Annotated in this window: 10 protein-coding genes; 4 read left to right on the plus strand and 6 right to left on the minus strand. The window is 68.5% G+C overall.

The window, feature by feature from the left end; all coding sequences use genetic code 11:
- The first annotated feature begins 154 nt into the window (after positions 1-154).
- Positions 155-1,654: an SDR family NAD(P)-dependent oxidoreductase gene (locus ACQEVI_RS00875; RefSeq protein ID WP_432893725.1), complete on the plus strand. Its 1,500-nt coding sequence runs from the start codon at positions 155-157 to the stop codon at positions 1,652-1,654.
- Positions 1,655-1,774: 120 nt separating this feature from the next.
- Here the strand turns inward: ACQEVI_RS00875 and ACQEVI_RS00880 are convergent, their stop codons facing one another.
- Both ACQEVI_RS00880 and ACQEVI_RS00885 read right to left on the minus strand, forming a co-directional pair.
- Positions 1,775-4,879 (minus strand): RICIN domain-containing protein, encoded by a 3,105-nt coding sequence (locus ACQEVI_RS00880; RefSeq protein WP_432893727.1) that lies wholly within the window; start codon positions 4,877-4,879, stop codon positions 1,775-1,777.
- A 322-nt stretch (positions 4,880-5,201) separates the two neighbouring features.
- The gene (locus tag ACQEVI_RS00885) at positions 5,202-6,692 is read right to left on the minus strand and encodes an alpha/beta hydrolase family protein (protein WP_432893729.1); all 1,491 of its coding nucleotides are present in this window, start codon (positions 6,690-6,692) and stop codon (positions 5,202-5,204) included.
- A gap of 158 nt (positions 6,693-6,850) precedes the next feature.
- On the opposite strand from ACQEVI_RS00885, the gene ACQEVI_RS00890 reads away from it, so the two are divergent.
- The 3 genes from ACQEVI_RS00890 to ACQEVI_RS00900 all read left to right on the plus strand — a co-directional run bounded on the left by ACQEVI_RS00890 (position 6,851) and on the right by ACQEVI_RS00900 (position 9,491).
- Complete coding sequence (locus ACQEVI_RS00890) at positions 6,851-7,828, plus strand: aldo/keto reductase (protein ID WP_432893731.1); 978 nt, start codon at positions 6,851-6,853, stop codon at positions 7,826-7,828.
- An 83-nt stretch (positions 7,829-7,911) separates the two neighbouring features.
- A complete protein-coding gene (locus ACQEVI_RS00895; RefSeq protein ID WP_432893733.1) occupies positions 7,912-8,763 on the plus strand; it encodes an SDR family NAD(P)-dependent oxidoreductase in 852 nt (283 codons plus the stop codon).
- A 71-nt stretch (positions 8,764-8,834) separates the two neighbouring features.
- Positions 8,835-9,491 (plus strand): TetR/AcrR family transcriptional regulator, encoded by a 657-nt coding sequence (locus ACQEVI_RS00900; RefSeq protein WP_432893735.1) that lies wholly within the window; start codon positions 8,835-8,837, stop codon positions 9,489-9,491.
- On the opposite strand, the gene ACQEVI_RS00905 is transcribed toward ACQEVI_RS00900, so the two are convergent.
- The 4 genes from ACQEVI_RS00905 to ACQEVI_RS00920 all read right to left on the minus strand — a co-directional run bounded on the left by ACQEVI_RS00905 (position 9,492) and on the right by ACQEVI_RS00920 (position 13,089).
- On the minus strand, positions 9,492-10,151 hold the full coding sequence (locus ACQEVI_RS00905) for a TetR/AcrR family transcriptional regulator (protein WP_432893737.1): 660 nt from the start codon (positions 10,149-10,151) through the stop codon (positions 9,492-9,494).
- A gap of 82 nt (positions 10,152-10,233) precedes the next feature.
- Entirely contained in the window at positions 10,234-10,980 is a 747-nt protein-coding gene (locus ACQEVI_RS00910; RefSeq protein WP_432893739.1) for an SDR family NAD(P)-dependent oxidoreductase, read from the minus strand.
- Between the two features lie 58 nt (positions 10,981-11,038).
- Positions 11,039-11,968 (minus strand): alpha/beta hydrolase, encoded by a 930-nt coding sequence (locus tag ACQEVI_RS00915; RefSeq protein WP_432905740.1) that lies wholly within the window; start codon positions 11,966-11,968, stop codon positions 11,039-11,041.
- A gap of 137 nt (positions 11,969-12,105) precedes the next feature.
- A complete protein-coding gene (locus ACQEVI_RS00920; protein WP_432893741.1) occupies positions 12,106-13,089 on the minus strand; it encodes an aldo/keto reductase family protein in 984 nt (327 codons plus the stop codon).
- Positions 13,090-13,183 lie beyond the last annotated feature (94 nt).

Genomic DNA, 13,183 nt, shown 5'->3' on the forward strand with positions numbered 1-13,183 from the left:
GGGGCGCGTCATGACTGTCCGGTGAGAGGGCGGCGTGGGACAACGAACCTAAAGGATTAACGTGGTGCGAACGCGGGCCGCGCGGGACGCCGTCGGGCAGGCGACGACGGTGCTCCGACTGGGGCTCCGGCCCGGGCGGCGGTTACCCTACGGCGTGCCAACGAACGCGGGGATCGACCCGGACGAGCTCGCCACCACCCTTCGGGTGCTGGGCAGCCTCAAGGACCTCGACCCCAACCATCCCGACGTCCAGACCGTAAAACGGGCGACCGGTTACATGTGGAAGCTGCTCAAGAAGTCCCGGAAGGCCGCGGTCCGCGAGGAGATCCAGGCGCACGACCGGAGCGTCATCGAGAAGACGGCGACCGGCTCGGCTGCGCGGATCGACGACGAGACCGCCGGCATCCCGCTGGTCTCGACCGCGCCGGGGGCGTTCGCCGGAGAACTGCGCACAGCGCGCGCCTGCTACATCTGCAAGTCGGACTACACGCTTGTCGACTCCTTCTATCACGGGCTGTGCCCGGACTGCGCCGCGAAGAGCCACACGCGGCGCGACCAGCGCACGGACCTGACCGGCCGCCGCGCCCTGCTCACCGGGGGCCGCGCGAAGATCGGCATGTACATCGCGTTGCGCCTGCTGCGTGACGGCGCCCACCTCACCATCACCACCCGCTTCCCGAAGGACGCGGTGCGCCGCTTCTCGGCGATGCCCGACGCCGCCGACTGGCTGCACCGGCTCAAGATCGTCGGGATCGACCTGCGTGACCCCACCCAGGTGATCGCCCTGGCCGACGACGTCGCCGCGGCCGGCCCGCTCGACATCCTGGTCAACAACGCCTGCCAGACGGTCCGCCGGTCCCCGGGTTCCTACTCGCAGCTCGTCACGGGCGAGTCGACGCCGGTCGCCCCGCTCCCCCACGGGCTGGTGGCGCCGGAGATGGTCACGTTCGACCGGATATCGGAGGCGCACCCCGCCGCGATCGCGGGGGCACTGACCGCACTGTCGGTCGCCCATCACGAGGGACAGTCGCAGGACGACGCCGTCGCGATGCACAGCGCGGCCTCCCTGACGGCGCTGGCGCTCCGCGCGGGCTCGGCCTCCCTGGACGCCCACCTGGCCGGCACCGCCGTCGACGCCGGCGGGCTCCTCCCCGACCTGCAGACGACCAACTCGTGGACCCAGGTCGTGGACGAGGTCGACCCGCTGGAGCTCCTCGAGGTCCAGCTCTGCAACGCGATCGCGCCGTTCCTGCTCATCTCCCGGCTGCGGCCGGCGATGCGGGCCGCGACGTCCAAGGCGCGACGCGGGTACGTCGTCAACGTCTCGGCGATGGAGGGGCAGTTCTCCCGCAAGTACAAGTCCGCCGGACACCCGCACACCAACATGGCCAAGGCCGCCCTCAACATGCTGACCCGGACCTCCGCGGCGGAGATGTTCGAGAAGGACCGGGTCCTGATGACCGCGGTGGACACCGGGTGGATCACGGACGAGCGCCCGCACCAGGAGAAGCTGCGGATCGCGGCCGAGGGCTGGCACGCGCCCCTCGACCTGGTCGACGGCGCGGCCCGCGTCTACGACCCGATCGTCCAGGGCGAGGCCGGGACCGACCTGTACGGCTGCTTCCTGAAGGACTACGAGCCGTCGCCCTGGTAGAGCTGGAAGCCGCCCCTCGTGGCTCCGCCTGAACCTGCTGGGTGCCCGGTCCCGAGATCCGCCTCGGGACCGGGTTCTGGGCGGCACGGACCCGGGTCGGCGGGGTCCGTGCCGCTCAGCTCAGCGGACGAGCTGCCACTGCTGGTTGCTGCCGCCCCAGTCGCTGTACTGCACGACGTTCGCGCCGTCGTTCGTCGCCGCGTTCTGGACCTCGACCGCCTTGTCGCTGTTGCGGTTGATCAACCGGACGTAGCCGTTACCGGAGTCAACCAACCGGAACTGCTGGTTGACGCCGCCGTGGTCGGTCCACTGGTGGATCGCTGCGCCGTCGGCCGTGGACCAGTCGGACACGTCGAGCACCTTGCCCGAGTGCCGCGCCTTGATCTTGTAGTAGCCGTCCCCGGCGTCCACGAACTGGAACTGCTGGTTGTTCGCGTTCGTACGGGTCCACTGATGGAGCAGGGCGCCGTCGGCAGTGGACACACCGCTGACGTCCAGGGCCTTACCGCTGGCGCGGTTCAGCAGCACGTACCAGGCGGTGGGGTCCGGCCCCTTCAGCGTTCCGAGGCGGGCGAGCTGATAGCTGAGCGCTCGCTCGGGGGCGTCGATCTGGTTCTGCGTGCCGACCTCCCCTGCTGCCACTGTTCGCGCTTCGTCGAGCGTGTCGAGCATCGCCGCCCAGGCCTCGGCGGGATAGTCCCCCGAGCCGAGCGATTCCGCGTAGGCGATCGCTGCCTCCAGGTCGCTCTTGTCGAGCGGCTGGTTCTGCGCCGTCAGGGTGTCGCTCAGCAGGAAGTGATCGAAGTCGACATGGCCGCCGGTCTGCTGGGTCGCGTAGTTGAACAGCGCGACCCGGTGTCCCATGAAGTGGATCGATCCGCCGAACTGGAGCGGTCCGACGGCGTCGCCGAGCTGGGTCCAGTCGATCCCGTCCAGGCTGTAGTAGAGGGTCGTGAAGAGCTGCCCCTCACTCCGGGTGAAGTCCAGGTCCGCCTTGAGGTGCACCTCCGTGGCATTCCCGAGCGCGGTAGCGGTGCCCGGGACGAAGGTCTCGATCGCCGCCTGGTCGGCCGGTGCGGGGAAGGGACGTCCGCGATGGACGACCCCCACCGTGTTCACCCCGTTCACGCGCTTGACCGCGATGTACGAGAAGTCCTGGCCGAACGCCGCAAGTCCGGCGACGCCGCCGTCGTTCATGCCCGAGATGTCGAGCTTCGTCTCGGCCGACTGCCGAGGTCCGAAAGAGCGCTGCGAGAGCGTGTTGCGCGCTTCCTCGAGCCAGGTGAGCTCGCCACCGTTGTCGCGGTGCGTGTACGCACCGGTGACGACCTTGCCCGCGGTCAACCGCAACCACCCCTCGCGGTCGGTGAGCGACCAGTACCGGTTGTCGGGCGTGTGGTTCCATTCCCAGGCCAGGTCGAGGTTCGAGCCGTTCGGGGCGATCTCGTCGGGATGCGGCAGCTCGGCGGCTGGCTGCCCGACGAGTGAGACGTCATCGACCTTGTAGTCCATGAGGTGCGTGTCAGGGTCTGACGACGGATTGCTGACCCAGGGAGTCTCGATGAAGATGCGGACGTCGGAGAGAGCCTGGGATGCAGGAATCGTGAACGACCCGGACACCTTGCCCCAGCTCCCGCGGGTCACGGCCGTGGCGGGCGTGAGGTTGGTGAAGGTCGCGTCGTTGCCGCCGTACCGGGCAGTGATGAGGAACTGCTTGGTCTCCGGGCTCGCAGGGTTGTCGTACTTGACCCATGCCGAGACGTCGTACGTGACGCCGTGCTGCACCTTGGCGGTGACGTCCTGCGCCGGCCCCGATCCCGTGGCGCTCCGCCCGGTGACCGCCAGAGCCGTCGTGCCGGCGCGTGCGTCCGTCGTCGTCGAGAGCGTCGCGCCGTCGTTGACGATCCAGCCCTCGGTGCTTCCGGACTCGACGCCGGGATTGGCGAAGAGTTCGACGCCGACCAGTGACTCGTCGATGTCGGGCGGTGTCGGGAGCGTCCACTCCTCGTCCTGGTAGGCGCGGCGCGGTGCATCGTTGGCGAAGTCGTCGGACACGACGACGCTCTTGAGGCGCTCGAATCGCTCCTGCTCAGGGGTGAGCCTGATCGGCTTGTCAAAGACGCCGTCGACCGGCACGACGCCGTTGTTGCCGAAGGTCGGCCACCCGTTGCTCCAGGTTGCCGGGATCAGCGCCGGGATGCGACCGACGGGATACGAGTCGCGGAAGAAGAAACCGTGCCAGTCGTCGCCGCCCGCGTCATTCGAGACGGGCACGAGACTGCCCTGCGCGAATCCGTTCGAGGCCAGCGCTCCATAAGACTCGTAGGGCGCCGATGTGTCCGCGAGGCGCCCCAGAAGTTCGGTCGAGCGGAACATGACGACCTGTCGACCGTTGCTGCGCCAGGTGATCATCACCACGTAGTAGTACCCGTCGATGAAGGACACCTGGGCGCCCTCGAAGATCCCGTCGCTGCCGATGTACGGCTTGTCCGCGTAGTCGCTGCGCCGGATGAAGTCCGGAAAGTCCTGCTCGACCGCCGTCAGCGTCGGGTTCAGCCGAACCGCGCTGACGCCGCCATAGATGATGTACGGCGTTCCGCCGTCGGCCTCGTCGAAGAAGAGCGATGGGTCGTGGAAGCCTCGACCGAACGCCGTCTTCGTCCACGCTCCGTCCTCGATGTCGTCGGTGCGGTAGAGGAAGGCGCCGCCGAGGTTCAGCGAATTGATGAGCACGTAGAAGGTGCCGTCGCGGAATCGGATCGACGACGCCCACTGCCCCTGCCCGTAGGAGTTCGAGCCGTTGCGCAAGGACGCGGCGTCACTGATGTCGAGGCGATCGAACGCGTAGCTCACGATCTCCCAGTTGACCAGGTCGTACGACTTCATGATCGGTGCGCCCGGGCTGAGATGCATCGTCGTGCTGACCATGTAGTAGATGTCGCGCCCTTCGTCGTTCTGCGACGCGGGGACGCGCTCGACACTGACATCCGGCACGTCGGAATTCAGCATGGGAACCGTGTAGGAGCCGTCGCCGGCATCCGTCGTCGTGTACGAGGACTCGGGATTCCACTCGTCGGCGGCCTGGGCGGCCGCGGCCGGTCCGGTGACCGGGACCGTGCCACCAGCGGCCACCACTGCCGCAACCCCGGCGGCGACGAACCGCATCAGCCAGCGTCGCCGCCGCAGTGGCGGCGCGACCGATGAAGAACGAGAAAAGGCAGACATGATCCTCCTTGATCAAGAAAGCCGGCCGGTTCACCCCGAGAGGTGCGCCGCGACCCGTACCGTGCGCATGCGAGAGAACTGTTAGCGCTCACATCTGTCCTGCTCATGGCGCGTCCGCACCCCATCGAAACTCCGACGAAGCAAGGCGCCCTGCAATCCAGACCTCGTCGGCTTTGACCAGATTGTGAGCGCTAACACGCCGCTCCGTCAAGGCGTTCGAACCTTCCCGCAACCCGGTACGAAGCTGGATTCCGCTACTCGACGACCGGTACGTCGGAAAGCAGAGGAGCCCCGCGGACTTGGCGTCCGCGGGGCCCGTCCGTCAACGACCTAGCTCACCAGCCGCGCTCAGCCAGCCAGTACCTGGCCTTCGGGCGGTGAAGGGCCTGAGGTAGGGGCTTGGGTCGTGCTCGATGAACTCGCTGGGCGTGAAGGGCCTGGCGTCGGCGGGCGGGGTGGCCACGACGGCGGCGGATCGGCGGTTGAGGGCGGCAGCGGTGGTCGACGGCCAGCGCTTGGTCTCGACGCGCGCGATGACGGTCTCGACCGAGGCCACCACCTCACCAGGAGAGAAGTTGCAGTGCCCGGGCGCCTCGACGTAGGCCTGGCGCAGCAGCGACTCCTTGCCCGCCTGACGAACGGCGGCGCGGTAGGCATGCTCGGCCGTGACGGGGACGAGACCGTCGCCGGTGGTGTGGATGTTGAGCTGCGGCTTGCGCAGCTGCCCGGTCAGCGAGCCGTAGCGAGTCATGTACTCCTTGGCCGCCGGTACGGCGGAGATGCGCTGTCCAGCAGCCAGCCGCCCCAGGTCGGCACCGAGGGAGAGACCGGCGCGACGATAGAGAGTCTCGACCGTCCGGTAGTTGGCCGACCGGCGCAACAGCGAGGCGTAGTCGACGCCCGTGTTCCAGGACATGTTTCCACCGGCCCACTGCTCCGCGTCGGCGCGCAGCAGGAACTGAGCATTGAACACCTCGCCGGACAGGCCGGCCGCCTGGTTCCTCGCGATGGCTTCGACATTGCGCGGGGCCGGCTCGGTCTGACCGATCGCGTTGTGGCCCGGTACGTCGTACAGGGCCGCCGCGAGTGCGATCCGCGCAAGCCCCTGCGGCGTCTCCTGCGCCTGGTCGACCAGCTGACCGAACGTCCTGCCGTACTCGAGGCCCTTCGCCGTCGTGCCGATGTCCACCAACGGGACGGTCGAGCTCGGTGCCACCAGTGTCTTGAAGGCATAGGTGGCGTCCAGGGCCGCGTTCCACTCGGCCACACCTCCCATGACAAGTCCACACATCGCCAGCGACCCGTCGATGACGTCGGGGTGCTGTTCGGCGATCGCGGTCGTCACCAGGCCACCCATCGACTCTCCCCAGGCGATGGTCCGCCGGGGCTCGCCGAACTGACGCTCGAACGTCGCCAGGGTGGCGATCTGATCGGGTACCGCGTCCTGGATGACCCAGCCGTGGTCGGCATACGAGGAGCCGATCAAGGCATAGCCCCGGCTCAGCAGCGCCTGCGCATCGCCGTTGCCGACCGCGTTCCGCGCGGGGTTGGGGTTACCGAGACCAGCCGGATTGATGCCGTGGCTGAACAGCAGCACGGTGCCGTTCCACTGCTCCGGCACGTCCATCACGTAGGTCGCCCCGGAGCGCAAGGTCCCGGTCAGGTGCCGAGCCGCCACCTCCTGGGCAGCCGCCGACGCTGCCGGCTCGCCCGTGGCAGCGACCAGAGCCCCACCGACCGCCAACGACAGAGTCAGCACGCCGACGGCCAGCCGCTTGCCGAAGCCGAAGAGTCGACTCACTTTCCATCCCATGATCTACGCCTCCTTCATTAAATGGAGATTTGTCTCCGCTTGAACTTCCAGCGTAGCGGACGCTTCGCTCCGAGCCGATCAGGGCACCCCAGGACCTGGCCGGCATCTCGTGCTACGCTCAAACGGAGATCAATCTCCGATTAGCAAGGGGCGTCACCATGCAGCATGTCTCGATCAACGGTCTCCGGTTGTCGCGCATCGGACTCGGAGCCATGGGGATGTCGGCCATGTACGACCTCGCCGGCCGCGACGACACGGAGTCCGTGCGCACCATCCATCGCGCGCTGGAGCTCGGTGTGACCCACCTCGACACCGCCGAGGTCTACGGCCCCTTCGTCAACGAGGAGCTGGTCGGTCGCGCCATCGCAGGGCGCCGCGACCAGGTGGTGCTTGCCACCAAGTTCGGCATACTCCAGCACACCGGGTCCGGTTCGAGCTTCATCGACAGCAGCCCGGAGAACGTCCGCCACGCCATCGAGGGTTCCCTCAAGCGGCTGGGGACCGACCACATCGATCTCTACTACCAGCACCGGGTCGACCCGAAGACCCCGATCGAAGAGACGGTCGGAGTGCTCGCCGATCTGGTCACCGAAGGCAAGATCCTCCACATCGGCCTGTCGGAGGCGAGCGCCGCTACGATCCGCCGCGCTCACGCGGTCCATCCGGTGACCGCGCTGCAGACCGAGTACTCGCTGTGGAGCCGCGACGTCGAGGTGGAGATCCTGCCGGTCCTGCGGGAGCTCGGCATCGGACTCGTCCCCTACTCACCGCTCGGGCACGGCTTCCTCACCGGACAGTTCCGCTCGACCGACGACATCGCCGATGACGACTGGCGCAAGACCAATCCGCGCTTCCTCGCGCAGAACTTCGCCGACAACCTGCGCATCGTCGACGAGATCAAGGACATCGCGGACCAGGTGGCAGCCACGCCGGCCCAGGTCGCCCTGGCCTGGCTGCTCGCGCAGGGCGACGACATCGCACCGATCCCGGGCACCAAGCGCGTGGCGCGGGTCGAGGAGAACGCCGCGGCCGACGACGTCGAGCTGACCCGCTCCCACCTCGACCGTCTCGACAGCCTCAGCGCCGCTGCCGGTGCCCGTCACGACGACGACAACATGTCCACCATCGAGACCTGATTCCGCCGGCACACCGAAGCCCCGCGGTCTCGAAGGCCGACGGGGATCACCGCAAGAAGACCTCGAAGAGAAGGAACACTGGAATGTCATCATCACGCGCCCCCCTCACCTGGTTCATCACCGGCGCATCTCGGGGCCTCGGTTTTCACTGGGCCACCGCCGCGCTGGAGCGTGGCGACCGGGTTGCTGCCACGTCGCGCAGCGCGGCGTCGCTCGAGCCACTGGTGGCCAAGTTCGGCGAGCAGGTGCTGGCTCTTGAGCTCGACGTCGCCGACTCCGCGGCGGCCGCGCAAGCGATCCATGCCGCCGAGGACCACTTCGACGGGATCGACGTGCTCGTCAACAATGCGGGTCAGGCTCTGATGGGGACGGTGGAGGAAGTCTCCGAGGAGCAGGCTCGCGCCCAGTACGACGTGAACTTCTTCGGGCCGCTGTGGACGACGCGGGCGGCACTGCCCGGTATGCGGGCTCAGGGTCACGGTCGCATCATCCAGGTCTCGTCGTACGGGGGCCTGGTGGCGTACCCGACCATGGGGCTCTACCACTCGTCCAAGTGGGCGCTGGAAGCCGTGAGCCAGGCGCTTGCCGCCGAGGTTGCCGGTCAGGGCATTCACGTGACGCTGGTCGAACCTCTGACGTTCGCGACAGAACTCGGCGCCAACGCCCCGGCGGTCGAGCCGATGCCCGAGTACGACTCGGTGCGCCAGGGGCTCATGGCGGGCGCGGCGGACAGCCCGTTCGTGACGGGCGATCCGGCTGCCACCGTGGATGCCGTCCTCGCGATCGTCGACGCTCCCGAGCCTCCGCTGCGGGTGCTCTTCGGCATCAACGGCGTCGAGCCGATGCGGGCGGAGTACGCGAGCAGGATCGCGGAGTTCGAGAAGTGGGATCACGTTGCTCGCCTGGCGCAAGGCGCGACGCCCGCCGGACAGTAGGTACCAGTCGAGGGAGTGGCGCCTCTGCGGCGCCGCTCCCTCGCGGATCCTCCACCGACAGGAGACGCGGGATGCGCAGTGACGCTGCCCGGAATCGTGCGGCACTGATCGAGGCGGCGCTCAGGCTGTTCAACGAGCACGGCCTCGCGCCGACACTGGACGACGTCGCGCAGGCGGCGGGGGTCGGGGTCGCCACCGCGTACCGGCACTTCCCCAACAAGACCGAGCTGGCTTTCGCGGCGCTCGAAGCTTCCGTGCAGGAGATGCTTCGAGCCGCCGAGGCAGCCGCGTCCGCACCTGACGGGTGGTCGGGGCTCGTCGAGTTCTTCGAGGTCACCATCCAGGCACAGGCCGGTCAGCACGCACTCCGGGATGCCCTGACCACCGACCCCGAGTCGGCGTCGATGCTCGAGGTGTACCGCCGCGTCGGCGCCAGCATGACCGTGCTGCTGGCCAGGGCACAGCGGCAAGGAACCGTTCGTGAGGACGTGGTCAGTTCCGACATCGCTGTGCTCGTGACCCTCCTGGGTGAGGTCGTGCGGCGGTTCGGACCGGTGGCGCCGGACATCTGGAAGCGGTTCATGCCCTTGCTGCTCGACGGCTTGCGGCCGGGCGCGACCACGGCGGTGTCCGTCGCGCCGCTCAGCAAGGAGGACTTCCTCGGTGCCATGGCACGGCAAGCCCGTGCCGCGGAGGCTCGGCGCGGCGGCCCGCGACGCGCCGGCTGATCAGTGGTTGCCGAGGCGGGCCATCGCGGCGTACAGCTGCTCGTCGGTCAGCGGCGGCTCCGCGAGATGTACCTCGCCTCGGTAGCGGAAGGAGTCGAGGAGCAGCATCAGCTGCCGGCGCCACGCGCGGGGAGCGATGTCGGAGGTGGCCTCGATGATCCGGCTGTTGGCCCAGGTCACAGCGATCAGGTCGCCGATCGTGAGGTCGGGCCGCGCGAGCTTCGCGCTCTGGGCACGGCTCAGGATCGTTTCCATCACCGAGCAGACGCGGTCGTGCATGGCTTCGGTTTCCTTGCTCGCGGGGAACCGCATCGACACGAAGTCGTTGAACCCCCGGTCGCCCGCCTGCATCTCACACAGCACCTCGAGGAAGGAGCTCAGCCCGTCCCAGGGGTCTTCCGCGTCGATCGCGGCATCGCCTGCGGCCATGAAGGTGTCGAACTTGGCGGCGAAGGCAGCCAGCAGAAGGTCGATGCGCTGCGGGAAGTGCCGGTACACGGTGCCGATCGCAACACCTGCTTGCTTGGCGATGTGTTCCAGTGAGGCGTCGATACCGCGTTCGGCGAAGACCCCCTGGGCGGTCTTGATGATCCGTTCGCGGTTCTGGGCCGCGTCACGACGCAGCTGCTGGGGTGGCCGGTTCCGACTGGTGTCTCCCACCCGACGAAGATACAACATGAGGCACTCCTCAGTTCAGCCGCCTTCGGCGCGGGCGGGCGCCGCACGGGCGCCCGCCGTCCTGTCAGGTCGCCGTCCGTCCGCCGTTCACGTGCAAGGTGGTACCGGTGATGAATCTGGCCTCGTCGCCGACCAGGAACGAGACCGCGGCGGCGATGTCCTCGGGATCCGCCACGAATCCGAGCGGGGCCTGGGCCGCGAGCTCGCGGAGCCCTTCACCGAGAGCCTCCGATCCGGGCGTTCGGGTCGGCCCGGGGCTGACGGAGTTCACGCGCACGCCGGCGGCGCCGAACTCGGCGGCCCAGCTCTTGGTCAGCAGGTCCAATGCCGCTTTGCTCGCCCCGTAGACGGACAGGCCGGGCAGGGCGCGGGCGGCGGCCAGCGTCGAGATGTTGACGATAGCGCCGTATCCGCGCGCTGCCATCGCCGGTGCGAGGTGGCCGACCAGGTAGAACGGAGCCTTCAGGTTGGTGGCCAGCACGGCGTCGAAGATCGACTCCTCGGTCCCGGAGGTCGGCCCGCCAGCTCCGATCCCGGCGTTGTTCACCAGGATGTCGAGTGTTCCGCCCGCGGACTCGGCGATCGCGGCGGCCTTGACGGCCAGCTCCGTCGCCGACCGGGCGTCCGACAGGTCGGCGCCGACGAAGTCGGCCCGTCCGCCCTCGGAACGGATGCTGTTCACGACCTCCGCGCCGCGATCGGCGTGCCGGCCCGAGACCACCACATGAGCGCCGCGCCGCGCCAGCGCCACTGCGATGGCGCGGCCGATGCCGCTGGTGGATCCGGTGACGAGGGCTGTCTTGTTCTTCACGAATGGGCTCCCTGGGTGTTCGGGTGAGTGCGCCGCTGCCGGACGAGGCCGGTGACGATCACAGGCTCTGCAGAAAGGCGATGCGGTCCGCGAAGGCCTGGCGGGCGATCCGGGACTCGGGGGCGAGCTGGTCGAAGCCGTGATAGGCACCGGGCAGCACGGACAGTCGTACGGACACGCCTTCCTCGATGAGCCCCTTGCCGAAGGTGATGGTCTCGGCGCAGAACAGATCGAGCTCGCCGACCTCCAGGTAGGCCGCGGGTAGCCCGCCCAGCACTTGGGCGCGGGCGATCGAGGCGGTCGCCGGAAGATCGTCGGCGCCGTACGCGTCGCCCAGGTATGCCTTCCAGCCGGTGACGTTGTCGTCGACCGACCAGACCAGGAACGGCTCGGCGGCTGGGGATGCGGTCGCGGTGCGGTCGTCGAGCATCGGGTAGACAAGGATCTGTGCCGCCAGGGGCCCGATCTGCCCATCCCGGCAGGCCAGTGCCGTCGTGGCGGCCAACCCGCCACCGGCGGACTCCCCCATGATCGCGACGCGCGCTCCCGGGACGCGCTCCCGGGCATGCTCCACGGCCCATCGAACGGCCGCGACACAGTCCTCGACGGCGGACGGAAACGGGGCCTCGGGCGACAGTCGGTAGCCGACCGAGACCACCGCGACGCCGGCCTCCGCAGCGTAGCGGCGGCAGACGTGGTCGGAGCCGTCCAGACTTCCCCCGAGAAGACCGCCGCCGTGCACGTAGACCACAAGCACCTCAGGTGTGGTCGACGGCTTGTACATCCGCAGCGCCACTGCATGCCCGTCCGACGACGGCACGGTGAAGTCGACGACGTCCACGTCGCCCTCAGGCGGAGCTGCGGCGCCGAGCGCGTCGTAGAGCCCGTTGATCAGCACGCGCCGCCCGGCCCAGTCCCCTCGTGCAGGTGGCTGCGGAGGAGCCGCCGCGGCGACCGCCTCGAAGGCCTGAAGTAGTTCCTTGTCCATGCTGCTCACTGCTCGCCTCCAGGTCGAAGTGAGAGACCCACCCGGTCATAAGGTGAGGCCTGCCTCGGTTTGCAATATACACAACCTGAGGCAGGCCTCACAATCGGGCCGGTCGCACCCCGACCGACGCGACCCGGCTACACGGTCCGGGCGACCGGCGGCCAGGCGGGGCGGGTGATCTCGGCCGCCCGGTCGAGCGCCGTGACGACGGCGCCCGGCAGCGGCCCGGCCTCGACAGCGGCGAGGTTCTGCTGCAGGTGCCCCAGTGACGAGGCGCCCAGGATGATCCCGTCGCCCGACCGGGCGTCGAGCCGGGAATGGTGAACGAGCCAGCGGAGAGCAGCCTCGATCGGGGCGATCCCGCCGGAGCGGCAAGCCTGCCGGACCTCATCGAGTCCAGCCAGGTAGGCGTCGTTCCAGTACCGGGAGCGGTACTCCTTGCCCTGTGGCTGCCTGTCGTCGAAACGGGAACCGCTCTCGACGCGATCGGCCTGCCCGAAACCAGGCGCGAAGGCCCCGCCCGCCAAGGGGTTGTACGCATGGAAACGGATATCGTGCCGGCGAAGCTCCGGCAGGAGCTCAGGCTCGACGGCGCGACTGATCGCGTTGTAGAGACCCTGATAGACCGACGGCTTGATCCAGGACTGCCGTTCCGCGATCGAGACGCATTCCGCGACGTCCCCCGGGGCGACGTTGCTGAGGCCCAGCTCGTCGAACACTCCCTCCTCGTGCAGCTCCTGAACGGCGCCGAGGGTCGACTTCAGCGGTGTCCCGCTGTCGCGGAGGTTCAGGTACAGGATCTGGACCTTCGTCGTCGCCAGGCGCTCGAGACTTGCTCGAACGCTGCGGATCAGGATGTCGGGCTCATGGCCGTGCGGGGTCGCCACCGGGTCGAACCTGATGGCGAGACCGAAGCGCTCGGCCGCACGCAGCTCGCCGAGCAACTCCTCACAGGTCCCGCCCCCGTACACGTAGCACGTGTCGAGCTCGTGGTGACCGTGGGCGGCCAGCTCGTCGATGAGCCGCTGCACCTGAGCGGGGTCGTCGATGCGGACACCACGCCCGCGATGACCGAACGTCATGGTGCCCAAGATGACCCGTGCGACAGGATCCTGATTCATCGTCAACCCTTCGGAGCAGCCCGAACCGCGGGGCAGTCCGGATCAGATATGGAGATTGGTCTCCGCTTATCTCAGGCTAGCCTATTGGAGATAG

The organism is Promicromonospora sp. CA-289599 (assembly GCF_050936155.1).
Taxonomy (GTDB): Bacteria; Actinomycetota; Actinomycetes; order Actinomycetales; family Cellulomonadaceae; genus Promicromonospora.